The sequence below is a fragment of the Aquitalea pelogenes genome (assembly GCF_001515305.1).
Lineage (GTDB): Bacteria > Pseudomonadota > Gammaproteobacteria > Burkholderiales > Chromobacteriaceae > Aquitalea > Aquitalea pelogenes.
This window is the reverse complement of the sequence record NZ_LNQV01000018.1, coordinates 43,451-70,076: the sequence shown is the minus strand read 5'-3', so window position 1 is coordinate 70,076 and position 26,626 is coordinate 43,451. Positions and strand designations below refer to the sequence as shown.

At 60.7% G+C, this 26,626-nt stretch carries 24 protein-coding genes and 1 pseudogene; 4 read left to right on the top strand and 21 right to left on the bottom strand.

Annotation, left to right across the window (positions count from 1 at the left end; translation table 11 throughout):
* Positions 1-46: 46 nt before the first annotated feature.
* From pagP to AWT75_RS09850, 4 genes are all read right to left on the bottom strand, one after another.
* Entirely contained in the window at positions 47-601 is a 555-nt protein-coding gene (gene pagP, locus AWT75_RS09865) for a lipid IV(A) palmitoyltransferase PagP (protein WP_045848016.1), read from the bottom strand.
* 118 nt (positions 602-719) lie between these two features.
* On the bottom strand, positions 720-1,085 hold the full coding sequence (locus AWT75_RS09860) for a hypothetical protein (RefSeq protein ID WP_062789033.1): 366 nt from the start codon (positions 1,083-1,085) through the stop codon (positions 720-722).
* Between the two features lie 123 nt (positions 1,086-1,208).
* Entirely contained in the window at positions 1,209-2,138 is a 930-nt protein-coding gene (locus tag AWT75_RS09855; RefSeq protein WP_045848018.1) for a CysB family HTH-type transcriptional regulator, read from the bottom strand.
* Positions 2,139-2,248: 110 nt separating this feature from the next.
* Positions 2,249-3,016 (bottom strand): DeoR/GlpR family DNA-binding transcription regulator, encoded by a 768-nt coding sequence (locus AWT75_RS09850; RefSeq protein ID WP_062789032.1) that lies wholly within the window; start codon positions 3,014-3,016, stop codon positions 2,249-2,251.
* Positions 3,017-3,223: 207 nt separating this feature from the next.
* Between AWT75_RS09850 and AWT75_RS09845 the strand changes: the two genes are divergently transcribed.
* Positions 3,224-4,501 (top strand): haloacid dehalogenase-like hydrolase, encoded by a 1,278-nt coding sequence (locus AWT75_RS09845; protein ID WP_062789031.1) that lies wholly within the window; start codon positions 3,224-3,226, stop codon positions 4,499-4,501.
* Positions 4,502-4,519: 18 nt separating this feature from the next.
* Here AWT75_RS09845 and AWT75_RS09840 read toward each other — a convergent pair whose 3' ends face one another.
* Complete coding sequence (locus AWT75_RS09840) at positions 4,520-5,560, bottom strand: substrate-binding domain-containing protein (protein WP_062789030.1); 1,041 nt, start codon at positions 5,558-5,560, stop codon at positions 4,520-4,522.
* A gap of 199 nt (positions 5,561-5,759) precedes the next feature.
* Positions 5,760-6,941 carry an acetyl-CoA C-acyltransferase family protein gene (locus tag AWT75_RS09835; RefSeq protein ID WP_062789029.1) on the bottom strand — a complete coding sequence of 394 codons (1,182 nt, stop codon included), beginning with the start codon at positions 6,939-6,941 and terminating at the stop codon, positions 5,760-5,762.
* 191 nt (positions 6,942-7,132) lie between these two features.
* On the opposite strand from AWT75_RS09835, the gene AWT75_RS09830 reads away from it, so the two are divergent.
* Positions 7,133-7,423: a putative quinol monooxygenase gene (locus tag AWT75_RS09830; RefSeq protein ID WP_062789028.1), complete on the top strand. Its 291-nt coding sequence runs from the start codon at positions 7,133-7,135 to the stop codon at positions 7,421-7,423.
* Between the two features lie 43 nt (positions 7,424-7,466).
* Here AWT75_RS09830 and AWT75_RS09825 read toward each other — a convergent pair whose 3' ends face one another.
* From AWT75_RS09825 to gntR, 4 genes are all read right to left on the bottom strand, one after another.
* Positions 7,467-7,970, bottom strand: coding sequence for a hypothetical protein (locus tag AWT75_RS09825; protein WP_062789027.1), 504 nt, complete (start codon positions 7,968-7,970; stop codon positions 7,467-7,469).
* A 218-nt stretch (positions 7,971-8,188) separates the two neighbouring features.
* Positions 8,189-9,499, bottom strand: coding sequence for an MFS transporter (locus tag AWT75_RS09820; RefSeq protein ID WP_062789026.1), 1,311 nt, complete (start codon positions 9,497-9,499; stop codon positions 8,189-8,191).
* A 27-nt stretch (positions 9,500-9,526) separates the two neighbouring features.
* Entirely contained in the window at positions 9,527-10,048 is a 522-nt protein-coding gene (locus AWT75_RS09815; RefSeq protein WP_062789025.1) for a gluconokinase, read from the bottom strand.
* A 154-nt stretch (positions 10,049-10,202) separates the two neighbouring features.
* Positions 10,203-11,222, bottom strand: coding sequence for an HTH-type transcriptional regulator GntR (gene gntR / locus AWT75_RS09810; protein ID WP_082696036.1), 1,020 nt, complete (start codon positions 11,220-11,222; stop codon positions 10,203-10,205).
* A 171-nt stretch (positions 11,223-11,393) separates the two neighbouring features.
* Between gntR and AWT75_RS09805 the strand changes: the two genes are divergently transcribed.
* A complete protein-coding gene (locus tag AWT75_RS09805; protein WP_239689534.1) occupies positions 11,394-12,269 on the top strand; it encodes an endonuclease in 876 nt (291 codons plus the stop codon).
* Positions 12,270-12,404: 135 nt separating this feature from the next.
* On the opposite strand, the gene AWT75_RS09800 is transcribed toward AWT75_RS09805, so the two are convergent.
* The 11 genes and pseudogenes from AWT75_RS09800 to AWT75_RS09750 all read right to left on the bottom strand — a co-directional run bounded on the left by AWT75_RS09800 (position 12,405) and on the right by AWT75_RS09750 (position 25,554).
* The gene (locus AWT75_RS09800) at positions 12,405-12,827 is read right to left on the bottom strand and encodes a hypothetical protein (protein WP_062789023.1); all 423 of its coding nucleotides are present in this window, start codon (positions 12,825-12,827) and stop codon (positions 12,405-12,407) included.
* Between the two features lie 248 nt (positions 12,828-13,075).
* A complete protein-coding gene (locus AWT75_RS09795; RefSeq protein WP_062789022.1) occupies positions 13,076-14,068 on the bottom strand; it encodes a C45 family autoproteolytic acyltransferase/hydrolase in 993 nt (330 codons plus the stop codon).
* Between the two features lie 62 nt (positions 14,069-14,130).
* Positions 14,131-15,585 carry a biotin carboxylase gene (locus tag AWT75_RS09790; protein WP_062789043.1) on the bottom strand — a complete coding sequence of 485 codons (1,455 nt, stop codon included), beginning with the start codon at positions 15,583-15,585 and terminating at the stop codon, positions 14,131-14,133.
* A gap of 125 nt (positions 15,586-15,710) precedes the next feature.
* Positions 15,711-16,652, bottom strand: a complete 942-nt coding sequence (locus AWT75_RS09785) for a carbon-nitrogen hydrolase family protein (protein WP_204376918.1) — start codon at positions 16,650-16,652, stop codon at positions 15,711-15,713.
* Between the two features lie 258 nt (positions 16,653-16,910).
* The gene (locus AWT75_RS09780; RefSeq protein WP_062789021.1) at positions 16,911-17,606 is read right to left on the bottom strand and encodes a response regulator; all 696 of its coding nucleotides are present in this window, start codon (positions 17,604-17,606) and stop codon (positions 16,911-16,913) included.
* Positions 17,603-20,299 (bottom strand): DUF4118 domain-containing protein, encoded by a 2,697-nt coding sequence (locus tag AWT75_RS09775; RefSeq protein WP_062789020.1) that lies wholly within the window; start codon positions 20,297-20,299, stop codon positions 17,603-17,605. The genes AWT75_RS09780 and AWT75_RS09775 overlap by 4 nt, the downstream gene beginning before the upstream one ends.
* A gap of 80 nt (positions 20,300-20,379) precedes the next feature.
* Positions 20,380-20,958: a potassium-transporting ATPase subunit KdpC gene (gene kdpC / locus AWT75_RS09770; RefSeq protein ID WP_062789019.1), complete on the bottom strand. Its 579-nt coding sequence runs from the start codon at positions 20,956-20,958 to the stop codon at positions 20,380-20,382.
* A gap of 30 nt (positions 20,959-20,988) precedes the next feature.
* A complete protein-coding gene (kdpB, locus tag AWT75_RS09765) occupies positions 20,989-23,112 on the bottom strand; it encodes a potassium-transporting ATPase subunit KdpB (RefSeq protein WP_476726749.1) in 2,124 nt (707 codons plus the stop codon).
* 39 nt (positions 23,113-23,151) lie between these two features.
* Positions 23,152-24,869: pseudogene (gene kdpA / locus AWT75_RS09760) on the bottom strand (potassium-transporting ATPase subunit KdpA).
* 91 nt (positions 24,870-24,960) lie between these two features.
* Positions 24,961-25,050 carry a K(+)-transporting ATPase subunit F gene (gene kdpF / locus AWT75_RS09755; protein WP_045848033.1) on the bottom strand — a complete coding sequence of 30 codons (90 nt, stop codon included), beginning with the start codon at positions 25,048-25,050 and terminating at the stop codon, positions 24,961-24,963.
* 312 nt (positions 25,051-25,362) lie between these two features.
* Positions 25,363-25,554, bottom strand: coding sequence for a hypothetical protein (locus AWT75_RS09750; RefSeq protein ID WP_045848034.1), 192 nt, complete (start codon positions 25,552-25,554; stop codon positions 25,363-25,365).
* 299 nt (positions 25,555-25,853) lie between these two features.
* Between AWT75_RS09750 and AWT75_RS09745 the strand changes: the two genes are divergently transcribed.
* Positions 25,854-26,624: a sulfite exporter TauE/SafE family protein gene (locus AWT75_RS09745; protein ID WP_062789018.1), complete on the top strand. Its 771-nt coding sequence runs from the start codon at positions 25,854-25,856 to the stop codon at positions 26,622-26,624.
* The last annotated feature ends 2 nt before the right edge of the window (positions 26,625-26,626 follow it).

Here is a 26,626-nt window from a genome sequence, read left to right as displayed (position 1 = left end):
AGGGCAAGCAGGCGCAGCGCAGCAGCAGTGTTTTTGTTAGCCGCACTCAGAAGTGGTAATGGGCAAAGGTAAACAGCACATTGCCATTGCCCTTGCCGCCGGGAATATAGGTGCTGTTGATGGTCAGATTGCCATAGCTGATACCCACCAGCGGCAGCACACCCGGGAAGGGGAAGGAGTGCAGGGTGTCGGTGCGCGAAGTGATGAAGGCGGTATAGCCGATCTCTGCACGCCACTCACCTGCGCGGAAAAAGGGGTGGGTATAGGCATAACCGGCAATCGGCTCTACTTTCTTGTGCGAGTCGAGAAAAGCCATGGCGTACAGCGCATGCCAGTTGTCATTGTCGTCACGCAGGCTGCGGCCAAGGCCAAAACCCCAGGGGTTTTCGTTGAACTCGGCGATCTTCTCTTTGGTATAGGCCCAGCGCATGTGATAGGTGTTCAAGGGCAGGTAGGCATCCAGCGTGCCATCGTTCCAGACATGCTGGACTTCGTTGCTGGCACTCTCCAGCCATGATTCGGCGCGGGCCGGGCTGGAGAACAGACAGGACAAGGCGCTGCCAAGGACAAGGGCGGTGCTGAGGCGGGTGTAAGCGGACATGAATCTCAACTGGCGGTGTGCTGCGAGCCAGAACGGCAGCACGATTGCAAAAAATAGGGCAGGGCTGGGGATGTTACCTGTACTGGCCAGCAGGTCAAGTCAGCTCGGCTAGACCGGCTCAGTTGCGCAGAAGTTCCCGTTGTTGCCGCTCGGCCGCCTGCATGTCGCGGCACAAATGCAGCAAGGTGGCAGCGGCATCCGGGGCGTGCGCCTGCAGGCGTCGGGCCGCCGCGTCCAGCAACTGGCGTGCCTTGTGCCATTCGCCGTACTCCAGATACAGGCTCGCGCGTTGGTACAGGTTCATGCTGTCTTCCCGGAACAGCGCCGGGTGCTGCGCTGGCTGTTGCTGGATGGTGTCCAGCCGTTCGCGGTTCAGCGCCTGGACGCGTGGCAGAAAATCATGGCACAGGGTATTGATGCTGGCATGCGTCAGCGCGGGCAGTGGCGGGCGTCGGGAAATCAGTCGGGAAAGCGCCTTGAGCATGGCACGGCAGTCCTGGCCTGCCTGGAGCAGGGTATGGTGGGAAAACCCGCACCATACCCTGTCCGTGCGTCAACTTGCGGCAAGAAACATCAATAGTTGTAATGCCGGGCGCTATTGGCCGGTTCAGTCCTGCAGGGCCGGGTTCAGTGCGCTGCGCACCGTGCTTTCATCCAGCGCGGACGAGCACAGCTCGATGAAGCGGTAGGCATAGCTGCGCAGGTAATGGCCGCGACGAATGGCAATGCGGGTGGTTTGCTGGCCGAACAGCGGCTCGCCCGGCACCACTTTCACCGCCTGGTCACGCTGCGGGTCCACGGCCATGGAGGCGACAATGCCGACTGCCAGTTCCAGTTCCACATAGGTCTTGATCACATCGGCATCCAGTGCCGACATCACGATGTCCGGCACCAGTCCGGCGCGGGCAAAGGCACGGTCAATCTGCGCACGGCCGGTAAAGCCCTGGTGGTAGGTGACGATAGGGTATTCGGCCAGCGTTTCCAGCGACAGGGTTTGCTGGTGCAGCGGGTGATCCGGCGGGGCAATCACGCTGTGGTACCAGCCATAGTAGGGGAAGGAAACCAGCTCGGGCACTTCGGCCACCGCTTCGGTGGCAATACCGATATCGGCATCACCGGACTGCAGCAGGCGCACCAGCTCTTCCGGGCTGGCCTGATGCAGTACCAGATGTACTTTGGGAAAGGCTTTCTTGAAGGCAGTCACCACCTTGGGCAGCGCATAGCGCGCCTGGGTGTGGGTGGTGGCAATGGTCAGCTGGCCTTCGTCGCGCAGGCTGAACTGTTCGGCCAGGCGCTTGATGTTGCCGGCGTCCAGCAGCATGCGCTCCACGATGATCAGCAATTCCTTGCCCGGATCGGTCAGCCCCAGAAAACGCTTGCCCTTGCGGACGAACAGTTCGACACCCAGTTCGTCTTCCAGGTCCTTGATGTGTTTGCTGACGCCGGATTGCGAGGTGTACAGCGCGTTGGCGACTTCGGTGAGGTTGAAGTTCTGGCGCACGGTTTCGCGGATGATGCGCAGTTGCTGGAAGTTCATGACCATGCCTTGAATTTATATAACTCAAAGCAGGATATTTCTGTTTTTAATATAACAAAAATAACATTTACTTGTTTGCATATGCCATCTTGGTATCAGTCAGGACCGCCTTATACCAGCCACAGCTCTCCCACTTGTGCTGCCAGTGCCTCGCAGGCTGGCGACGGGGCGTCCTGCCGGTTGCTGACCAGCAGGTCGATGGCTTCCGCCCGGCACAGGCTGAAGCGGCTGCTGAGGCCCAGCTTGCTGGCATCGGCCAGGATAAAGGTTTGATCGGCCTGCTCGCTCATGGCACGGGCCACTTCGGCCTCGTGGTGATCGTAATTGCTGGCCCCCATATCGCAGCTGACGCCAACCGGGGACAGCAAGGCAATGTCGGCCCGGTAATGGCGGATGGCATTGACGGTGCTGCCGCCCACCGTGGCTGCGGCACGTTCGCCCAGTTCACCCCCCAGCATGATGACTTGATGGCGTTTGCCGCCCTCCGGCTGGCGCAGAGCCAGCGCCACATCAAAGGCATTGGTGATGATGGTCAGGCCGGAGAGCCCGACCAGCTGGCGGGCCAGCAGGGCGGTGGTGGTGCCGGCATCAATGAACACGGTTTGCCCGGCACTGAGCCTGCTGCACACCGCACGGGCAATGTCTTCCTTGAGACGGACATTGAGCTGCGCCCGTTCGGCAATCGGGGCTTCCGTTGCGCTGGGACGCACAATGCCGCCATGGGTGCGGCGCAACTGTCCCAGCGCTTCCAGCGCGGCGACATCCCGCCTGACTGTTTCCCGCGATACCTGTAGCTCCCTGACCAGCCGGTCAGTGCTGATGCGCTGCTCCAGTGCCAGCAAGGCACGGATGCGCTGGTAGCGCTCTTCTTGCCACATGGGCTTCTCCACCTGATAAGTGCCTGCTCATTCTCCCTGGCTTAGCTGCCCTGTCAAGCCGGTCGCCTGCTGGGATTTGCAGGTCGGATTTGCGCGCTTTGTGTACTTTTGTGGCAAAGTTGTAATATTGGGTGTTTATTATGCTGGCCATGCTGACGGGCTGGCATGGCCTCCCGTCTTCCTTTGTCATCCGGATCGGGAGATACCATGCAACGCCGCCAGTTCATTCACGCCCTTGCCGCCGTATCCGCCAGCAGCCCCTTGTTGCTGGCCTCTTCATCAGCCCGTGCACAGAGCAGTACGGCCAGTGTTCCGCTGGATACCGCACGCTGGTCACCTCGCAATGCGGCGCGCCTGCAATTGCTGCTGGACCAGCATGGCCGTCACAGCCCCGCTTACCGCGCCGACCGCAAGCCTTACGCCGTGTTCGACTGGGATAACACCTGCATCATGAATGACTGTGAAGAAGCCTTGCTGATGTACCAGATCAACCACTTGCAGTACAAGCTGACGCCGGAGGAGTTCCACCAGGTCGTGTGGCGTGACGTGCCGGATGAAACCTTCATGGCCGACTACAAGACGGTGGATGGCAAGCCGGTACGCATGGCCGACATCGCGGCCGACGTGGTGGCGGACTATCGCTGGCTATATGCCAACTATCAGGGCCTGGCCGGCAGCCGCAGCCTGGAAGACGTGCAGGCCAGCGACCAGTTCAAGGATTTCCGCGCCAAGCTTTACTTCATGTATGACGCCATCTGCGACAGCTTCCCGCTGGAAATCGGCTACAAGTGGATCATCTATTTCTACAAGAACATGAGTACGGCCGAACTGCAGGCCATGGCCATGGCGTCCAACAAGGCGGCGCTGGGGGATGGCCTGCGCAAGGTGCGTTACCAAAGCCCGGAAACCCTGCCGGGCAAGGCCGGGGTAGTGGCCGACACCCATTTTCATGGCATCCGCGTGCATGAGGAAATCCGCGGCCTGATGCATACCCTGCGCGCCAACGGCATTGATGTGTATGTCAGCACCGCGTCAATTGACGATGTGGTGCGGGTGTTTGCCGGTCATGAGGATTTTGGCTACGGCGTGCCAGCGGAAAATGTCATCGGCCTGCGACTGGACATGGCCGATGGCAAATACACCGACCGCTATCTGCCGGGCTGGCATTTCAACTGGGGACCGGGCAAGACCGTGGGCATCCGCCAGCAGTTGCAGGCGAAAAAGGGTTATGGCCCGGTACTGGTGGCTGGCGACAGCGATGGCGATGCCTGGATGCTGCGTGACTTTGCCGATACCTCGGTGGGGCTGATCGTCAACCGCATGAAAAAGGGTGAAATCGGCGCAGACAGCCAGCTGGCCGCCCAGCAACTGGGTCAGCCGCAGGCGCGCTTCATCCTGCAAGGGCGAGACGAGGCCACCGGTTTGATGTTGCCGGATGAAAAGTCGCTCAAATACGGAAAGACCGAGCGCAAGCTGCTGGCCTGAGTGGGCAGCAAGCGTGGCTTAACGCAAGCGCCAGATGGCGCGATAGGCTTGCTGGTAGGGCAGGGCGGCATCAATGTCCTGCTCGCCCAGCTGTTGCAACACCTCACGAGTAAGCAGGATGGGTTTGCTGGCATAGCCGCTGGGGCTGGCATGGGCAAAGGCGCGGTTGAGTTCGTCTGCCATCTGCCAGCCTTGCGCCGCAAGTGGTTCGGCCACGGTTGCACTTTGTTGTGACAAACCGGCGCGGATACGGGTGATGGCCTTGCTGGAACCGTCTCCGGCGGAGACATTGCGGATGTCCGCACGCTGCACATGCAGCAGCGGATAGTTCATTTCATCGAAATAGACATCATTGATGGCCAGCGTGTGCGTCCATTGCTTGCCATAGCGCTGGTTCAACTGCCTGACCACCGCATCCATCCGTTCTGCCGCATGGTTGATGGGGATGTTTTCCACGCTCAGCAATTTGCAGGTCTTGCACTGTGCCAGTGTCTGCTGCATGAAGCGGGTTTTGGCATTGGCAATGTCAAAGCGCTCGTCGTTGAAGATCACCACGCCAGCCTTGCCCTGGCTTTGCTGGATGACATAGCTGGTGGCCAGCCGCGCCACTTCCTGCGGGTCGGTGGTGACATTGAAAAACAAGCCGTCCTGTGCTCCGGGCGTGGCGGTGGCATGCCAGCCAACCAGCGGAATGCCGGCCTGCCTGGCCGCACCGATTTCCACCCTCAGGTCGCTGGCGGCAATGCCACCCAGAATCACCCCTTGCACCCGTCGTTGTTCAATCGCGCTGGCCAGCGCCTGGCGCAGCAGCGCACTGCTGCCCTTGCCATCGATCATCTGTAACTGCCATCCCAATACCGCAGCGGCAGAGGCAAAGGCACGATAGCTGCCGGCAATGCCGCCATTGCGCAGATCCTGCGCCAGATACAGCACCTGATAATGGCCCGGCTGCCGGGGTGGTCCACTGCGTGGGCCGTCCCAGCGCTGCTCAGCCAATGCCGGCGCCAGGCCTTGGCTGGCCAGCATCAGCACTATCAGCAGTGTGCGTTTGATTGCCATGGCAACCTTTCGGCTTGATGGCCCATGGGGGTTGGAGTAAAGAGTCAACTGGCAGGCTGTACAGAGCGCTACGCTACTGCCATTTTATAGGGCCAAAACCGTATATGTGTATTGAATATGCATCTTGCTTGTCCTGCCGCAGAGAGTGGCAAGCAAAAACCGCCCGGCAGGCGGGCGGTTGCAGTGCAATGGCGCAGGATCAGAGCCGTTCGAAAATGACGGCAATGCCTTGTCCACCGCCAATACACATGGTGACCAGTGCATAACGGCCATTGATGCGTTGCAGTTCGTACAAGGCCTTGGTGGCAATCACGGCACCGCTGGCACCAATCGGGTGGCCCAGGGCAATAGCTCCGCCATTGGGGTTGGCACGGGCCGGGTCCAGCTCCAGCGCCTTGCACACGGCCAGCGATTGCGCGGCAAAGGCCTCGTTCGATTCGATCACATCCATCTGGTCCAGCGTCAGCCCTGCGCGTTGCAAGGCAGCGCGGGTGGCAGGAATCGGGCCTTCGCCCATGATGTGGTTGGGCACGCCACACACCGCGTAGGAAACCAGCCGTGCCATTGGCTGCTGTCCGGCTGCGGTGGCGGCTTCGGCACTGGCCAGCACCAGGAAGGCCGCACCATCATTGATGCCCGAGGCATTGCCTGCGGTGACCGAGCCGTCCTTCTTGAATGCCGGTTTCATCTTGGCCAGCGCCTCCAGCGTGGTGGCACGCGGATGTTCGTCGGTATCGAATACCACTTCACCCTTGCGGGTCTGGCTGACGATGGGGACGATCTGGCTGGCAAAGCGGCCATCGGCAATGGCGGCGGCCGCGCGCTGTTGCGAAACCAGGGCGAACTGGTCTTGTTCTTCGCGGCTGAGCTGCCATTTGTCCACCAGGTTCTCGGCGGTAATGCCCATGTGGCCCACACCGAAGGGGTCGGTCAGCGCGGCGGTCATCATGTCCAGCGCCTTGACGTCGCCCATGCGCGCACCGCTGCGCAATTGCGGCAACAGGTAGCCGGCTCGCGACATCACTTCCACCCCGCCGCCGATGGCATAGTCACAGTCACCCAGCATGATGGCCTGGGCGCTGGACACCACGGCTTGCAGGCCGGAACCACACAGGCGGTTGACTGCCATGGCGACAGATTCCATCGGCAAACCGGCCGCAATCGAAGCCAGCCGTGCCACATAGGCATAGCGGCTTTCTGTCGGAATGCAATTGCCCACTGTTACGTGGTGAATCTTGCTGGCGTCTGCGCCGGAACGCAGCACGGCTTCCTTCATCACCATGCCGCCCAGTTCGGCCGGTTCCAGGTGGCTCAGGCCGCCGCCAAACGTACCGATCGCCGAACGCACGGCACTCAATACCACGATATCGCGTTGTTTCATTTGCAGTTTCTCCCGTGTCGTGTTGTTTGAAGCCATCACCTTACCAGTCACAAATATATGCAAGCAAGCAATTGCTTGGTTTGTGGTCCATGCAATGTCGTCAGCAAAGGGGCTGGGCGCAGCTACAGTCTGGCACTGCTGCTTTGCAGTATGATTGACGACCGCAAAGCGGTTTATTCCAGGGGGAAAACATGAGCGTATTTATCTTTGCCAGTTTGCGTTGCCTGCCTGAGCACAGCCAGGCGCTGCGTGATGCCATGCGTGACATGCAGCGGGACAGTCTGGCGGAAGCAGGCTGTGAGGTGTACCAGGTATTGCAGGAAGAGGGTGCAGTCGACGTGCTGCATGTGTTTGAACGCTACCGTGACATGGCTGCGGTGGAGGCCCATCGCGCTTCTGCGCATTACCAGGCTTACCGGGCCTGGGTGGCCGACAAGCTGGCGGTGCCGGTGGAAGTGAAACTGTTGCACGCGCTGGATTGAAAACTGCCGCCAAGGCGCAGCTGCGCACTGGCGGCAGGGGATATCAGGCAGATTTCCAGGCGTCGGCATTGCTCAGGATGGTTTGTGCCTTGTCCTGATCGGCGGCAGAACCGTGCACCAGCAGCACGTATTTGTCAGCTTTCAGTGCCGACTCGTACTCCACGGCGTCTTCTTTCTTCACGCCCAGTTTGGTGAGTGCTGCCGCCAGGGCGGAAACCCCGCCAACCACCACGGCACCTTCCACGGCGCTGACCAGGGTGGTGACGATCGGGCCTGCCATGGCAACCAGCCCGACGCCTGGCAGCAGAAAGACGGCGGGGGCAAACAGCAGCCCCCACAGGCCGCCCCAGAATGCGCCAACACCACCCCAGGTCTTGATCTTTTCGCTGGTGGTGTAAAACCCGACCGGATGTTCTTCGCTGTGATAACCCTTGCCGATGATGGACAGTTGCTTGATGTCGAAACCGGCGCGGTCCAGGATGCGGATGGCTTTTTCGGCTTCTGCGTGAGTTGGATAAATGAAAACACTGGCGTGATGCTGTTCCATGTGAACTCCTCAGCGGGGTGAATGGGTGTGGCCGGCATAGCGCGCCAACAGCAGCCGGGGGGTCTGCCTGTAACGGTTGCTTGCTTGGCGACCTGGCGATATTTACAGCCTGAGCTGTCAGATGGAACTGGCCATTCACACAGGCACTGCGGCATTGACAGCAAAACGACCCGCCAGGCGGGTCGCTTGCAAACCGTGCAGCCAGTATCAGCCTTGACTCAGGCTGCGCCGCCCGTGCTTGGTGGTTCTGCAATGGGCTCAATGCGACCCAGCAGGAAGAGGAAGGACAGCACCCCGATCAACAGCATGAAACCGGCAATCAGGAAGGCGTTGGTAAAGGAGTGGGTATTGCCCACGATGATGCCGGTAACAATCGGTGCCACCGCGCCCATCATGTTGTTGGCAAAATTCATGATGCCGCCCACCGTACCAGTACCGCCACGCGGCGCAATCAGCGAGGGCAGCGACCAGCCTACCGGCGCAGCGGCAGCCAGCCCGCTCAGGGCGATGCTGATCCACACAATGGCAATCAGCGGGTCGCTGGTCGTGGTGGTGCCGAATACGGCAAGCCCCAGCAGCATGCCACCCAGCAATACGCCCTTGCGCACCCGGGTTTCGTCATGGCCACGGGCAATCAGGTGGTCAATCAGCCAGCCGCCCACCAGGAGGTCGGCCAGGGTGGCGAATATCCACGGGATGGCCGCATAGCTGGCCGATTTCAGAATGCTCATGTGCATGGTCTGCACCAGATAGCCGGGCAGCCAGGTGAGAAACAGGTAAAACACATAGCCATAGGCGGCAAAGCCGATGGACAAACCCCATACCTTGCGCTGGCGTAACAGGTAGCCCAGCATGGCCAGCGATCCGGCCTGGCTTACCCCTTCGGCGGCGGCACCGCCTTCGGTGATGTGGCGGTATTCCTCGGCCGACAATTTGCTGTCCTGGCTGGGGTCACGATAAATCAGGGTAAAGGCGACAAAGTACGCCAGGCTGAGCAGGGCGGTAAGGCCAAAGCCCCAGCGCCAGCCAAGGTTCACCACGGTCAGGGCAACCAGCGGCACGCCAATCACATTGGAAAACTTGGCTGCCGCATCGAACAAGGCCGTTGCCATCGCGCGTTCGCGGCGCGGAAACCAGTAGCCGGTAGCCTTGGCACTGACCGGAAAGCCCGGTGCTTCGGCCACGCCCAGCAAGGCGCGGGCGACAAACACGCCGCCGAATCCACCGGCACAGGCGGTCAGGGTGGAGGCCACTCCCCATAACAAGGCACCCCAGCGCCCGACGCGGGTCACGCCAAAGCGGTCGAGGATCAGCCCGGTCGGAATCTGCAATAAGGCATAGGTCCAGAAAAAGGCACTGAACAAAACCCCCAGGTCGCTGCTGGAGAGATGAAATTCCTGCTGTAACTGCGGAGCGGCGACAGACAGGCTGATGCGGTCGAAGTAATTCACCAGAACGCCAATGCCCAGTAGTCCGCCAATGCGCCAGCGGCGTGGTGTGCTGCGATGTGGAGTGGATTGTTGTGTCACCTGAAGTCTCCTCTGTTGTCTCGGTTTTTATGCTTGGGACTGACGTTGTGCTATCTGCTGCAAGCTGTGTTGCAGCAAGGTGCTCAGGGGCTGGCTGACATCCAGCGTGATGACGTTTTCGCGCTGTGCTTCCGGTGGCTCCAGGTCGGCAAACTGGCTGTCCAGCAGTGAAGTCGGCATGAAATGGGCGTCACGGGCCGCCATGCGCTCGGCAATGACCGCCTTGTCACCTTTGAGGTGCACCAGCAGCAAGTCCGGGTCGCCGCTGCGCAGGGTGTCGCGGTAGCGCTGCTTGAGGGCTGAACAGGCCAGCACCACGGCTTGTTGTTCTGCCCTGGCCTTGGCCAGTTGCGCGGCCAGCTGTGCCAGCCAGCCGGCGCGGTCGGCGTCGGTCAGGGCAATGCCTGCCTGCATGCGGGCAATGTTTTCCGGTGGATGAAAGCGGTCGCCTTCGATGTAGGTGGATGACAGGGCGGCAGCCAGTGCCTGGCCCAGGCTGCTCTTGCCGCAGCCGGCCACGCCCATCACCACAATGTTCGGAGTTTTCATGTTAGCGCTAACAAATTGAGATAAAAAAATTTGCCTGAACAATCTGGCGCGATGTTAGCGCTAACAATATCGGCGCGGCAATCAAATCATGTGCTGCATGGCAGCAATGCCAGTATGGGCGGACAGGGGGCTTGCAGCTTGTGCGGGACGGCGCTCAGGAACTGCCGCGTATCTTGAGCTGGAAGCCCAGATCCAGCTTTTGCGACGTCATGGCTTCGCCGTTCAGCTGTTGCAGCAACAGGCGTGCGGCAGCCACGCCAATGTCAAAGCGTGGCGTGGCAATGCTGCTGAGGGCTGGTGTGGTCCAGGCGGCGGCTTGCAGGTCGTTGAAGCCGCCGATGGCCAGTTGCGCGGGCACAGCGATGCCGCGTTGCTGACAGCGGGCAATCGCACCGATGGCCAGGTCGTCATTGCAGCAGAAAATACCGTCACAGTCAGGGTGGGCAGCCAGCAGCGCATCCAGCATGTCGGCACCCATCTGCATGCTGGAGGGTGACGGGTTCAGCCATTCCAGCGCCGGGTCGTGACAGCCGGCCTCTTGCAATGCCAAACGGTAGCCATGCAGCCGCTTGATCACCCGTTCATCCAGCTGTGCACCCAGAAAGGCGATACGGCGCTTGCCGCGCTCCAGCAGATGGCGGGTCATGCTGGCACCAGCGGCTTCCTGGGAAAAGCCGACACAGGGCCTGTCGTCTTCACTCAAATCCATCATGTACACCGCGGGCAGTGCCTGCTGCGCGACGATCTGGCGGAATGCGGGCAACTGGTTCAGCCCGGTAACAAGCAGGCCGTCCGGGCTGTGCTGCAAATAGGCACGCAGCAGGGCCAGTTCCTCGCTGTCGCTGTAATGGGTATTGCCGATCAGCATCTGGTAACCGGCCGGCTGCAACACCGATTCGATGCCGGCCAGTGCATCAATGAAAACGGTATTGCTCAGTGAGGGAATCAGCACCAGTACGGTATGGGAGCGGGCCGAGGCCAGCTGGCGCGCAGAGCGGTTGGGCACATAGCCCAGCTGTTCCACCACCTGCAGGATTTTCTCACGCAGGGCGGGAGACACGCGCTCTGGCGAGTGCAAGGCGCGTGAGACGGTAATGGCGCTGACACCGGCGGCCTGGCCGACATCATGCATGGTGATGCCAGTGCCGGAACGCAAGCGGGGTTTTCTGGACATGCGGGACCTGATCTGCTGTGAATGGCCAGGCCAACTGGCCTGATGGCGGGATTGTAACGCAGGCGGCGTGCCGGTTGCTGGCAGATCTCTACCGCAGATGGTTTGAAAATGGTCTGGCTGCGGTTATAGTGCCCCTCCCTAAAGTACAGGATGTGGCCAGTACGAAATGGCATGTTGCTGGCCTTGCCAACAATGAGAAAACTGGTATTAGCCGTCTTGCTACTGGCGCTGGGCGCTTGTGACAAGGACGGAGCGGTCAAACTGCCGCGCGAAGTGAAAACACTGGCCCAGTTGGGCGAAACAGTTGTGCGCCAGCTGGATGTAAGCGGCACAGGCCAATCCGCACGGGCGGATCGGGCTCAGGACAAGGTGGAGCTATCGCCGCTGGTGCGTGGAGAAAAGGCTGTGGGGCACCGCGACTTCATCGCCGCCAAACGTGTATTGCCCAGGGTATTTGCCGGCATGCAGCAGGATTTCTACTGCGGTTGCTCATATGAGGGCAAAGAGGTGGACTGGCTGTCCTGTGGCTATGTGCCACGCAAGAATCCGGAGCGGGCCAAGCGTATCGAATGGGAACATGTGGTGCCGGCCTGGGTGCTGGGACATCAGCGCCAGTGCTGGCAGGCAGGTGGACGCAAGAATTGCGCGACCAATGATGCGGTTTTCCGGCAGGCGGAGGGGGATCTGAACAATCTGGTTCCGGCCGTGGGCGAGGTGAATGCCGATCGCAGCAATCTGTCTTATGGCGCCTGGTCAAAGCAGCCTGTGCGCATCTACGGCCAGTGCGGCACGGTGGTGGACTTTGCCGGCAAGAGGGTGCAACCGCGCGAGGAAGTGCGCGGGCGTGCTGCCCGCATTACCTTGTACATGCATCAGCGCTACGGTTTGAACATGAGCCGGCAGGACCGGCAACTGATGTGTGCCTGGGCAAGGCAGTACCCGGTGGACAGCTGGGAGACACGCCGCAATGCGCGCATTGTCAGCCTGCAAGGGGAGGGCAATTACCTGGTCAGCCAGCCGCAGCGGCTGGCGGAACTATGCCAGTAAGCGCCGCTGACAAAGCCCTTGCAGCTGCGTTGCGCCTCCTTGCCGTTCCCTTGTAGTGTCGGCGTCGGCGCGCCTTGCCCTAAGAACGCTACGCTAATGTCAGCCGCTCTGAGTCATAACGGCTGACTGCCAGACTTACTCGGCGGCGGCCTTGCGACGGCGGCTGGTGGCCGGCTTGCTGCTGGCTGCCGATTCGGTCTGTGGTGCAGCGCTGTCGGCCTTGCCGGTTTGTTCCGGGCTGCTGGCTTCTGCTGCTTCCACACTGGTTTCAACCGCAGCTGCCGGTGCGGCACTGCTGTTGTCGGCACGCAGATCCGGGGCGATCTCGGTCAGCAGCTGCTCCAGCAGCTTGCTACGGGCGGCGATGTGGTGATCAAATCGCCAGTCTTTCAGCAGGTCGAGGGCAACTTCGAAATAGCGCATATCGATCTGGTACAGGCTGCCGAGGTCAAAAGCACGTCCCATTTCCAGTGCCGCTGCCAGATCCTTGAGTACCTGGACTTGTTCCGGGTCCTGGTTTTCTTCAATGAATCGACGGATTTTCTTGGCGGCATTCATGGTAATGATCCTTGCTGGTACGGTGTATTACTGGACGAAGCAGTCATAACAACTGTACATATATGTTGTAAAAGCAAGGCACAGTCTGCCACAGCCAATGCGAATAAATTATTACCTTTTCATGACAAATAGTCATTCTGTCATGATTTGACCTGATTTTTCATGCTGTATGGATGTGTCGGCTTGTGATCAAACAGGATGACAAGCCAGCAGTCTTAGCAAGACCTCTGCGCTGACTGCCGCTGGCATTACAGGCTGTGATTGGCATCAAAGCGCACGTTCAGTACGCCTTCCTGCACATCAAGGCAGTATTGCGGCCAGCGCATGTCTGGCCACAACAGTTCGGCCATCAGGGTGTGAGGATGGTAGGCCGCCGTGTAGAGCGTGCCATAGCCGCGCCCATAGGCGGTCTGGAACAAGGGTGGCCGCAACAGGGTACGTACCACATCATCCGCATGCTCTGCCTTGCGCACCCCCTGGCTCAACATCCATTCACGTTCTTCCGACAGTGTTGCCCTGGCATGGGCCTGCCATTCCACCCCATGCTGATGGTTGGCCACCGCCGGGCGATGCACCACTTCGGCCGGCCGGTCCGGTGCGACAAATACCGTGGCCCAGTGGCTGTGCTGGTCCAGCAGGCTGATGTTGTAGGTCATGTGTACCGGCAGCCGCTGCAGGATGGCGATGGCTTCGGCGGTATTGCTGGCTGCCTCCAGCAGGTAACGCAGCACCAGCGGAATGCCGAAACCTTCGCCCACTGCCGTGCGCCCGCCAAATGACAGGGAAACGGCGAGGCCGTCTTCGTTGATGCCATCCAGCGCGCCCCACAGGCAATCGCTCATCACCAGCACCTGGCGGCCCAGCCAGCGGGTGGCCAGCCAGCTGCCTTCCAGCAGGGCGGGAGCGTAGTCGTAATTGCGTGCCAGTACAGGCCCTTCCTGCCCGGTCGGGTCCAGCCAGACGGCCTGCGAACAGCCGGTGATATAGGATGGCGGACACCATTGCAACAGGAAGCGGGCTTCCAGATCGCCACCGCCAGCCAGTTCGCACAATTGCTGATACAGCCCGGACAGCTCCGGCATGTGCTGGCGCAGTGCGCGCCGTCCTGCCAGGTAAGAGGGCCGTGCCCGGTAGCCATCGCGCAGGAACCACTGCTGATAGGCCGGCCAGCGTAATTGAAACAGTGCTTGCCAGCGTGCTCCCGGCGTATCTTCTCGTATCGCTTCAAATGTACAGCGCATGTGTCTCACTGGGGCTGAGGCCACCGCCGTGCTGCAGGCGACTGCCAGGTTGGTAGCGGGGACTACAGGATCTTGAAGGCTCCGGGTGCGGGCAGGCTTTCATCATGCACGGCCATGATGGGCTTGGCCGCATAGTATTTCTTGATGCCGGCTATCCAGTGGCGCGCGCGGTCATTGAGCGCAAAGTCGTCGCTCATGGAACGGCCGCGGGTAATCAGGATGCCCAGGTCCGCCCCCTCATAACGATAGTCGCCCGGCCCGCTGATGCGCAGGAAAAAGGCTTCGTTTTCCGATTCGATATCCTGGCGCTTGTAATCGAAGCGATGGTAGGACACCGAGCCGTCTTCTGCCATGCGGTAGATACCGGTGGCCGGGGCATGGGTGATGATGTCCACATTGTTGGCGGTATGCTTGATTACCAGCTGGCTCCAGCTGTCGATGAAGGCCGGGTTGGCCCAGCGGGCGTTCAGTTCTTCCACATCCAGTTCAAAGTCGATGCCGGAAAATTCCAGCAGATGGAACAGGAACAGCGGCACATCGGCATAGGCAAAGGCTGCATGGTTGGTCATCGGGCTGGCACCGCAGATGCGTGGATTCAGCTCGCCCAGATAGACTTCATCAGTGTCCTTGTCGATCAGGAAATCCAGATCGAAATAGCCACGGTAGCCTTCCGCCATCAGCTGGTTGCCAAAACGGTAAGCCATCTCGCGAGCCTTGGCGCGTACTTCCTCACTGAAAGCGCCGGGGAAGATTTCATTGCCGCACCAGCCACCGCGATAGGGGGTCAGCTCCGGTTCGCCCACCACCTCGGTAAGCAGTGGCCCCACCAGGGTGCCGCTGCGGGTGGCACAGGCTTCCAGCGTGGCACCACGGCAGTTGATGCGCTGCATGATCTTGACCTCCGGGTCCTGGATGATGTCCTGGGCGTGACGGTCGAAATCGGCTTCGCTGGAAATGAAGAAGGTGGTGTGGCCGGAGTCGCCAAAGGCGGTTTGCACCACCAGCTGTTCGCCAAGGCCATGCGCGTCGGCAATCTCGCGCAGGTGGGCATAGCTATCCACCTTGCACAGGGCGTTGGGGACGGAAGGCACGCCGGCCTTGTTGCCGATGCGCACGGTTTCCATCTTGTTGTCGCAGCGCTCGCGCAAGCTGGCGCTGGGAAACCATACTTCGATGCCCAGTTCATGGCACAGCCGTTCGGTTTCCTCATCGAACATCAGGAATACCGCCACCGGCCGACCTCCGGCGCGCTCGACATAATCCACCACGTCCTTGTGCTGCAGCAGGTAGTTATTGATGTCTTCGATGGACTGGAACTCTTCGTGCGGTAACTGTGGCGGCACAAAGACATTGGGGTGGCGGCCATCGAAACAGTCGATGTAGTTGATGTACTTGAAGCGGTTTACCCACTGGTCTATGCCCAGCAGATTGAAATTGGTGGCGCTGATGAAGTAGATCGGCCGTTCATTGCGGTGAAACAGCAGGCGCAGATCGGAAATATTGCTGACTTTTTGCATGGTTGGTTCTCCCTGAACGGCTCGCGGTGGTGTTTTTGCTGTCTGGTGCTGCCGGCTGGCGGTTGACATGGATTGCAGCCACTGCCGGCAATGGCGCAGCCAGCGCATGGCCATGGCACTGGCTATCATTGTGGGTCTTGCTCACCGGTCCCGGCGGTCTGCAGGGCCGGGGTGTCCGGCACGGGGCCACCTGGGCCGGACAGCCCGCTCTGGTCGTGGTCTTCCGGCTTGACCAGCGGTCCCAGCGTATGCAGGAAGCCATCCACCCCGCTGTCGCGCTGATAAACGGGGAATTCACAACGGCGATCGCGAAAGCTCTTCAGGGGCTGGCCCAGACCACGCAGGCCGCGTTCGCGTTCGCGCCTTACCTTGTCGAAATCCACTTCCACCGGAATGATTTCCGCGCCCGACCCGGCCTGGTGCAATACATGACCGGACGGGTCCACCACGATGGAGCGGCCCGTGCCGCCATCGCCCACGCCGTTGATGTCGAAGAAATACAGCTGGTTGGTGGCGGCAGAGGCGCGGGCAATGGCCAGCTCCACTTCGCGGTCTATGGTGTCGGTCATGGTGGGGTGCAGGATGACTTCCGCCCCCATGGCTGCCAGGGTGCGGGTGGTTTCCGGAAACCACATGTCGTAGCAAATGGAAATGCCGAAGCGGCCTGCGCCCGGTACATCAAACACCACAAACCGGTCACCGGCGGTAATGCCTTTTTCGTAAGGCAGGAAGGGAAACAGCTTGCTGAAGCGGGCGATGACTTCGCCCTGCGGGTTGATGACCGGGCTGGTATTGAAAATGCAGCCATCACGCTGTTCGAACAGCGAGCCGGGAATCAGCCATACGCCATGGCGCGCGGCAATCCGGCACAGTCGTTCTTCGGCCTCTCCCGGCATGGTTTCGGCGCGCAAGGGATTGGGGCCGTAGGCTGCCAGCTCGGAAAACAGCACCATGTCCACCCAGGGAAAACGGTGTTTGACATGGGCGACGTAGTGCCCCATGCGGGTGATGTTTTCTTCAAAGGCGGAAACCGGCATCTGGATGCCGGCAATGGCGAAGCGTTTCAAGGTCTCTCCCGTTTGATGACTGATGTGCGATGCCGGAGGGCAGGCGTTTCAGTGGTGGCTGGGAGAGCAGTCTACAAATGCGGGAAGTGGGCCAGAAATAGCCGATTTCTGATTATGCTGGCAGGAAATGGCTGGTCGATTGCCAGGGATTTTTACTTGATATGTCAGGTGAAAATGGCGGCCATCCGGAAAATGCCATGCAGGCCGGGACAGCCGCCAAGCGAGCCGTGGGGCGGCTGGCCGGGTAAGCCGGAGTAGCTAGCGTTCGAGCAGGCGGTAGCCCACGCCGGTTTCAGTGAGGATGTGCTGCGGCATGGCCGGATTGTCTTCCAGCTTTTGCCGCAAATGTCCCATGTAGACGCGCAGGTACTGGTTGTGCTCGGAAAAGGACGGCCCCCATACCGCCAGCAGCAGTTCGCGGTGGGTGATGACCTTGCCGCTGTTGCGGATCAGGGTAGCCAGCAAGCGGTATTCGATGGGGGTGAGGTGGATGGGCTTGCCATGCTTGCTGACGGTGCGGTTGACCAGATCCACTTCGATGGGGCCAAAGCCAAAGGTTTGCACCGGGGCGGCACTGCCCTGGTTGCGCCGCCGCAGCAGGACACGGATGCGCGCCATGCACTCGGCCACGCCAAACGGTTTGGTCAGGTAGTCGTCGGCACCGGCATCCAGCGCCAGTACCTTTTCCGTTTCCTGGGTACGGGCGGAGAGCACCAGAATGGGCAGGTCGGTCCACTCGCGCAGCTGGCGGATCACTTCAATGCCGTTCATGTCCGGCAGGCCCAGGTCCAGTATCACCAGGTCGGGTTTGCGGGTGGCCACTTCAATCAGGCCTTGCTTGCCGGTTTCGGCTTCGTGCACCACCCAGTTGTCGCCATCCAGTGCCGAGGCCAGAAAGCGGCGGATGGGTTTTTCGTCCTCGATGACCACCAGGTGGACAGGTGTTTCACTCATGGCTGGATTTCCTCGTCGCCGGGCAGGGCCGGCATCTGGCTGACCGGCAGGGTAAAGCAGAAGGCGGCACCGTGCGGCTGGCGGTTGCTGGCGGTAATCTGGCCGCCGTGTGCTTCGACAATGCTGCGGCAGATGGCCAGGCCAAGGCCCACACCCGGTGTGGTGGATTCGCTGTTGCCGCGGCTGAATTTGTCGAACAGTTTTTGTTCCAGTCCACTGGGCAGGCCGGGGCCGTCATCCTGCACGCAAACGCGTATTGTAGCGCCCTCCGGCTGGGCCAGCAGGGTGATATGGCTGCCGGGCGGCGTATATTTGGCCGCGTTTTCCAGCAGGTTCACCAGTACGCGCTCAATCAGCACGGCATCGTATTCCAGCACCGGCAAATCACTGGCCAGTGCCACTTCCAGCTGATGTCCTTGCAGATTGCGCTGGCAAGCCCGCAGCGCGCTGCCCACCACGTCATCCAGCAGTTGCCAGGCCTTGTTGAGTTTGACGCCGGATTGCAGCCTGGCCATGTCCAGCAGATTGGTCACCAGATGGTTCATGCGCAGCGATTCTTCCTGAATGGACTGGGCAATGCTGGCTTGTTTGCGCGCATCCACCTGGCCTTCCGCCAGCAGGCTGGAGAGGCCGACCAGCGTGGTGAGCGGGGTGCGCAGGTCGTGCGAGATGACGGACAGCACGCTGTTGCGCAGTCGTTCGGATTCCATGGCGACAATGGCGTCCTGCGCCACTTCGACGTAATGCACCCGTTCCAGCGCCAGCGCAATCTGTGCCGCGCAGGTTTCCAGCAGGCGTTGCTGTTCGGGCAGGAACACCTGATCCAGTTGTTCGGGCAACACGGCCAGCACGCCGCGATTGCGCATCGGCGCCTTGAGCGGCAGGTAGAGCATGGCATTGGAGGGCAGGGTCTGGGTGCCAAGGCCGGCGGCCTGCTGCTTGTCGTAGACCCATTGCGCCACGCCCAGATCGGCCTGTGCTGTACTGTCGTTTTCGGCGCGCAGCTGTTCCTGGCTGTTGGGGGTGAGCAGCACGATGCTGGCATTGAACAAGGGTTGCAGGCGGCTGACGGCGATGTCGATGATCTGGTTGGCGGTCAGGGCCGCTGCCAGTTCGCGGCCCAGCTCGTACAGCGCGCGGGTGCGGCGTTCCCGGTAGGTGGCGATATTGGCTTCAAAGCGCAGCCGGGCTGCCAGCTGGCTGATGATCAGCGCCACGGCAAACATCACGGCGAAGGTGAGCAGATACTGGGTGTCGGATACCGACAGGGACAGCCGTGGCGGCACAAAGAAAAAGTCGAAGGTGGCCACCGATACCAGCGAGGCCAGCACGCCGGGGCCGCGGCCAAAGCGTACGGCAATCAGCACCACGGCCAAGAGGTAGAGCATCACCACATTGGACAGGTCAAAAAACGGCGTCAGCAGGCTCACAAGACCGGTGGTCAGCAGGCAGGCCAGCAAGGCAGCCACATAGCCGTGGCCTTGTTTCTGCCGGCTGGCTTCACCAAACAGCAGCCGGTTGAAACCTTCCTGCGGTGCGGTGCTGTCCGGGTCGTGCTCGTGTGATACCACGTAGACATCGACATCATCTGCCTGCCGCGTCAGCTGTTCCAGCAAGGGGCGGCGCAGCAGGCGGCGCAACGGCCCGGCCGAGGACTTGCCCACCACCAGCTTGGAAACATTGCGGCTGCGCGCATAGGCCAGCAGGGTGGCGGCCAGGTCGCTACCGCCCAGTACCGTGGTTTCCGCGCCCAGTTCCTGTGCCAGCTTCAGTCCCTTCATGATGCGGGCGCGCTGGGCTTCCGGCAGGCGTTGCAGTGCCGGAGTTTCCACAAATACGGCAATCCAGTCGGCATCCAGGCTGGCAGCCAGCCGCTTGCCGCTGCGCACCAGCTTTTCCGTACCGGGACCATGTCCCACGCAGATCAGCAAGCGTTCACGGGCATGCCACACCGGCTTGATTGACTGGTCGGCCCGGTAGGCGCGCATTTGCGCATCCACCCGGTCGGCGGTGCGGCGCAGGGCCAGCTCGCGCAGCGCCAGCAGATTGCCCTTGCGGAAGAAGTTCTTCACTGCCCGTTCAGCTTGGTGAGCCAGATACACTTTGCCGGCAGCCAGTCGCGCCAGCAGTTCGTCTGGCGGCAGGTCGACCAGCGCCACTTCCGCAGCCTGATCGAATACATGATCGGGCAGGGTTTCGCGCACTACGATGCCGGTGATCTGGCCCACCACATCGTTCAGGCTTTCCAGATGCTGCACATTCAGCGTGGTGTAGACATCAATACCGGCGGCCAGCAGCTCTTCCACGTCCTGCCAGCGTTTGCTGTGGCGTGAGCCGGGAACGTTGGAGTGAGCGAACTCGTCCATCAGGATCAGCTGCGGCTGGCGGGCCAGTGCGCTGTCCAGATCAAACTCGGCCAGACTGCGCCCCTTGTATTCAATCTGTGTGAGGGGCAGTACTTCAAGTCCATGCAGCTGCGCTTCGGTTTCCTTGCGGCCATGTGTTTCCACCACGCCCACCAGTACCTTGCAGCCTTCTTGCTGGCGTACACGGGCAGCACTGAGCATGGCGAAGGTCTTGCCCACACCGGCGCAGGCGCCAAAGAAAATTTTCAGGCGACCACGTTGGGCAGCCAGTTCATCCTGCTTGATGGCGTCGAGCAGGGCATCGGGATCAGGTCGGGTATCAGTCATCGGCTTTCTTTTTCTGGCCGGTCGCAGCCAAACCGCGCAGCGGCCCCGCCTTCCTGGATGGCTGGGTCGCTGCGCGATGTTTACTTGGTGCCCAGGCCGTCCAGTGCCAGGTTGAGCGCCAGCACATTGACACGCGGTTCGCCCAGGAGGCCGAAGGTTTCGCCAATGATGTGGTCATCCACCAGCTTATGCAATCGGGCCAGCGGCATCTGGCGTGCTGCAGCGACACGCTCCATCTGGTAGTAGGCGGCAGCGACGGAGATGTCCGGGTCCAGCCCGCTGGCGGATGCCGTTACCAGGTCAACCGGTACGGTTGCTGTCTGGGTGGGATGTGCCTTGCGCAGTCGTTCCAGATTGCCTTTGACTGCATCCAGCTGGGCCGGGTTGGTGGGGCCCAGGTTGGAGCCACCGGAACTGCCGGCATTATAGGCTTGCGGGCTGGTGGCGGAGGGGCGGCCCCAGAAATACTGCTTGCCAGAGAAGTTCTGGCCGATCAGCTGCGAGCCGATGATCTGGCCGTTTTTCTCGATCAGGCTGCCATTGGCCTGATACGGAAACAGCAACTGGGCGAGGCCCGTGGTCAGCAGCGGATAGGCCAGCCCGGTGATGGCAGACAGGATGACAAACAGCACCAGTGCCGGGCGCAGGGTTTTGAGCATGATGATTTCCTTAATGTCAGGGGGCGGGAGTCAGACCAGACCGGCCGCGCCCAGCAGCATGTCGATCAGCTTGATACCGGCAAAAGGCAGCAGCAGGCCGCCCAGGCCGTAGATCAGCAAATTGCCGCGCAGCAGTTCGGCTGCGCTTCTGGCGTGGTATTTCACCCCTTTGAGTGCCAGCGGAATCAGGAACACGATGATCAGCGCATTGAACACGACGGCGGACATGATGGCCGAGGCCGGGCTGTTCAGACCCATCACGTTCAGCGCGCCCAGTTGCGGATAGGTGCTGGCAAAGGCAGCCGGGATGATGGCGAAATACTTGGCCACATCATTGGCAATGGAGAAGGTGGTGAGTGAGCCGCGGGTCATCAGCATCTGCTTGCCGATTTCAACAATCTCGATCAGCTTGGTCGGGTTGGAATCCAGATCCACCATATTGCCGGCCTCTTTTGCCGCCTGGGTGCCGGTGTTCATCGCCACCGCCACGTCAGCCTGGGCCAGCGCTGGTGCGTCATTGGTGCCGTCACCGGTCATGGCCACCAGCTTGCCTTCGGCCTGGTGATTGCGGATCAGCTTGAGCTTGGCTTCCGGCGTGGCTTCGGCCAGAAAGTCGTCCACGCCGGCCTCGGCGGCAATGGCGGCAGCGGTCAGCGGGTTGTCGCCGGTGATCATGATGGTCTTGATGCCCATCTGGCGCAGCTCGGCAAAGCGTTCCTTGATGCCGCCCTTGACGATGTCTTTCAGCTCGATCACCCCCAGCGCACGATTGCCTTCGGCCACCAGCAGCGGGGTAGAACCGCGGCGGGCTACTTCATCGGCACTCTTGGCCAGCGCGTCGGGGAAGGCCCCGCCTTGCTCGGCGATATGACGGCGGATGGCGTCGATGGCACCTTTGCGGATCTGCCGACCATCGTAGTCGATGCCGCTCATGCGGGTTTGGGCGGTAAACGGAATGAAGCTGGCTTCATGGCTGGCCAGCTCGCGCTCGCGCAGGGCAAATTTCTGCTTGGCCAGCACCACGATACTGCGGCCTTCCGGGGTTTCATCCGCCAGCGAAGCCAGCTGGGCGGCATCGGCCAGTTGCTGTTCGCTGATGCCCGGTGCCGGGATGAAGGCCGATGCCTGACGGTTGCCCAGGGTGATGGTGCCGGTCTTGTCCAGGAGCAGCACATCCACATCGCCCGCCGCTTCCACGGCGCGGCCGGAGGTGGCAATCACATTGGCACCCATCATGCGGCTCATGCCGGCCACACCAATGGCGGACAGCAGGCCGCCAATGGTGGTGGGAATCAGGCACACCAACAGCGCCACCAGCGTGGTGATGCTGATGGGCGAGCCGGCCTTGGCCGCCTCCACGCTGAACAGCGAGTAGGGCAGCAGGGTGACGGTGACAATCAGAAAGACAATGGTCAGCGCTACCAGCAAGATGGTCAGCGCGATTTCATTCGGGGTTTTCTGGCGCTTGGCACCTTCCACCATGGCAATCATGCGGTCTAGGAAGGTTTCACCCGGATTGGCGGTAATCTTCACCACAATCCAGTCCGACAGCACGCGGGTGCCACCGGTGACCGAGGAAAAATCACCACCGGATTCGCGGATCACCGGGGCAGATTCGCCGGTAATGGCGGATTCGTCCACCGACGCCACGCCATCAATCACTTCGCCATCCACCGGAATCACATCGCCGGCTTCCACCAGCACGATGTCACCCTTTTTCAGGCTGTGGCCATCCACGATGGTGACACCGGCGTCGCGGCGCGGGCCGGACAGCTTCTTGGCCACCACGTTTTTCTTGGCCGAGCGCAGGCTGGCGGCCTGTGCCTTGCTGCGGCCCTCGGCCAGTGCTTCGGCAAAGTTGGCAAAAAGCACGGTAAACCACAGCCACAGGGTAATGGCCAGGATGAAGCCGGGGGCGGCCTCGCCCTTGCCAAACAGGGCCTGCAGCCACAGCGCTGTGGTCAGGATGCTGCCGACATAGACGACAAACATCACCGGATTGCGCCACTGGGTACGCGGCGACAGCTTCTTGAAAGAGTCGATGATGGCCGGCTTGATCAGCGCCGGGTCAAACATGCCCTTGCCAGTCTTGATCTGCTGGCTGGCAGACTGTTCTGCCGTGGCAGAAACAGAAGAATGATTGCGATCGTTCATATTGATTTCCTTGATCCTGTTGCGTGTCCGCCTGCAGGATTAATGTCCGCTCACCATTTGCAGATGCTCCACCACCGGGCCCAGTGCCAGCGCCGGAACATAGTTGAGCGCGCCTACCAGCAGCACGGTGCCGATCAGCAACACCACGAACAGCGGGCCGTGGGTGGGCAGGGTGCCGCTGGTGACGGCCAGACGCTTCTTGGCGGACAGCGAACCGGCAATGGCCAGGATGGGCACAATCATCAAAAAGCGGCCAAAGAACATGGCGATGGCGGTCATGATGTTGTAGAACGGCGTGTTGGCCGATAGCCCGGCAAAGGCGCTGCCGTTATTGTTGGCGGCCGAGGTGAAGGCATAGAGGATTTCGCTGAAACCATGCGCGCCGGGGTTGGCGATACCGGCCTTGCCCGCATCCAGGCTGACAGCAATGGCGGTCAGTACCAGCACCAGGATGGGCGTCACCAGAATGGTGATGGCGGTCATCTTCATTTCGTAGGTTTCTATCTTCTTGCCCAGGTATTCCGGCGTGCGTCCCACCATCAGGCCGGCAATGAATACCGCCAGAATGGCAAAGACCAGCATGCCGTACAGGCCGGAACCCACACCGCCGAATACTACTTCACCCAGTTGCATCAGGAAGGTGGGCACGAGGCCGCCGACAGGGGTGAGCGAATCATGCATGGCCACCACGCCCCCGCAGGACGCCGCAGTGGTAATGACGGTAAACAGCGAGGTGTCGATAATGCCGAAGCGGCTTTCCTTGCCCTCCATATTGCCGCCGGCCTGCATGCTGCTGGCCTGCTGGTCCACCCCCATGGCGCTCAGTTGCGGAATGCCAGCCTGTTCGGCGCCGGTTTCCACCACCACGGCAGTGGCAAACATCAGCAGCATGGCGGCCAGAATGGCCCAGCCCTGACGCCGGTCGCCCACCATGCGGCCGAATACCAGGCACAGGGCAGCTGGAATCAGGAAGATGGCCAGCTCTTGCAGCAGATTGGACAGCGGGGTCGGGTTTTCAAACGGATGGGCCGAGTTGGCATTGAAGAAGCCACCGCCATTGGTGCCCAGCATCTTGATGGCTTCCTGCGAGGCGACCGGACCCATCGGCAGGGTTTGCTGCCGGGTTTGGCTGTCTACCATGACAGGCTTGCCATCCTTGCCGATGAGCGGGCTGCCCTTGGCATCCAGCTTGGGCTGCTGGAACTGCGTCACCTCAACGGTGTGTGCTGTCTGGTAAGGCAGCAGGTTCTGGATCACACCTTGCTGGGTGAAAACCAGCGCCAGCACCAGCGACAGCGGCAGCAGGATATACAGGGTAAAGCGGCTGACATCGACCCAGAAGTTACCGATTCTGGCCGAGTTGTGGCGGCAAAACCACGGATCAGCGCAATCACCACCGCGGCCCCGGTGGCGGCCGACAGGAAGTTCTGCACCGTCAGCCCCAGCATCTGGGTGAGGTAGCTCATGGTGGTTTCGCCACCATAGCCTTGCCAGTTGGTATTGGTGATGAAGGAAATGGCGGTATTGAATGAAGAGTCCGGCGCAACGCCGGCCAGTGCCTGCGGGTTCAAGGGCAGGATGCCCTGCAAGCGCTGCAGGCCATAAACCGCTAGTGCGCCCAGCAGATTGAACAGCAGCAAGGCCACTGCATAGCCGCGCCAGCCCATGTCTTCATCAGGCCGGATACCGGCCAGGCGGTAGACGCCGCGTTCCAGTGGCGCAACAAATCGCAGCACGCCAGGGTTTTCCCCCTGCATGACGCGGGTGATATAGCTGCTCAGGGGCCAGGCCAGTGCGAGCAGGACAAGCAGGAACAGCCCCAGTTGGAGAAAGGCAGGTGTGCTCATGTCAGAAGTTCTCCGGCTTGACCAGGGCGTAGACCAGATAGCCCAGCAGTCCCAGTGCGATCACGGTACTGATCAGATAAAACAGGTTCATGGTTTATTTGCCCTCCAGCTGCTGGCAGGCTGCGACAAAAGCCAATGTCAGCGCGGTAAAGCCCAGGGTCAGGCCCAGGTAGACCAAATCCATTTTGCGTTTCCTTTGGTGGACGTTAGGTGCCAGTGAAAGGTACGCAAAGCGGTGTCAAAAACCTGCTAAAAAGCGCGGAGGGGAGATAAAGAAAAGATAAAAATCAGCAGGCATGCCGGGATGCATGCCTGTGTGGGGTGTCTGCGGGGTGTGGCGGAATGCAAAAGGGGAAAGGCGCCAGCGTGTGGCGCCATGGTGTCTTGCAGTGTTGAAGTGTGTCTAGAACAGATCGTCTTCGCAGCGTTCGGCCATGAAGCGGGCATCATCACGGTCATGGGCGCGCTGGCGAACCTTTTGTTGCCGGCAGCGTTCGGTGTCACTCAATTGCGGTTTGGCTACCGCGTACAGAAAACTTTCATGCTGATCACGCGCCTGCTTGCGGCGGACGCTGAGAGGAATACGGGAAATCATCCTTGCACCTCCTGATGTGGGTACTACAACATGCGGTTGGTTGTGCCAACCATTAAAACTTGACTGTATTTCAAACATTTGTAAAGCCTGATCAGTCAAGCGATTCCCAAAATGTTGTGTGTTTGCCGCGCTACATCTCCCCACGTATGGTTATTTGTAGCAGATTTGACGCCGACATTCCCGTATAACCCTGTTGCGATGCGGTATAGACTTTTATTGAATATCGAATAAATCAAACAATCTAGTTGGTTATATGTTGTGTGCAGTAGCATAGCGCCAGAACTTAGTCTGGAGCGGTCATGGAGTTAGGATATGCAATTGCGGGTCTGGTGGTGGGCTTCATCGTCGGATTGACCGGCGTGGGAGGAGGCTCCCTGATGACCCCCATCCTGCTGTGGTTCGGCATCTCGCCGTCCACTGCCGTCGGCACCGATTTGCTGTATGCCGCCGTGACCAAGGCCGGTGGGGTGTTTGTCCATCACAAGCAAAAACACGTGGACTGGAAGCTGACCGGCTGGTTGTCCATGGGCAGCGTGCCCGCTTCGCTGTTGACGCTGGGCCTGTTGTCCTGGCTGCATCTCTCCAGCCATGTGCTGGATTCGGTCTTCAAGCTGGTGCTGGGTATTGCGCTGTTGCTGACCGCCGCGTCCATCCTGCTCAAACCCAAGCTGATGAAGCTGATCAACCCGACTGGCAATCCGCAGGCCGAGCTGGTGCTCAAGCCCTTGCCCACCGTGCTGATCGGCGTGGGTCTTGGCGTGCTGGTCACCCTCAGTTCGATTGGTGCCGGCGCGCTGGGTACCCTGGCCTTGTTTGCACTGTATCCGGCCCTGCCCACCCGACGCCTGGTGGGAACCGAAATTGCCCATGCCGTTCCGCTGACTTTGGTGGCGGGTTTGGGCCATGCCAGCATGGGTAACCTCAATTACATGCTGTTGCTTAACCTGCTGATGGGCTCGCTGCCGGGCATCTGGCTGGGCAGCAAGCTGACTCGCAGCCTGACCGACAGCTGGTTGCGTCCTGCGCTCGCGGTCATGCTGGCCGTGGTGGGGGCCAAGCTGGTGATGTAATG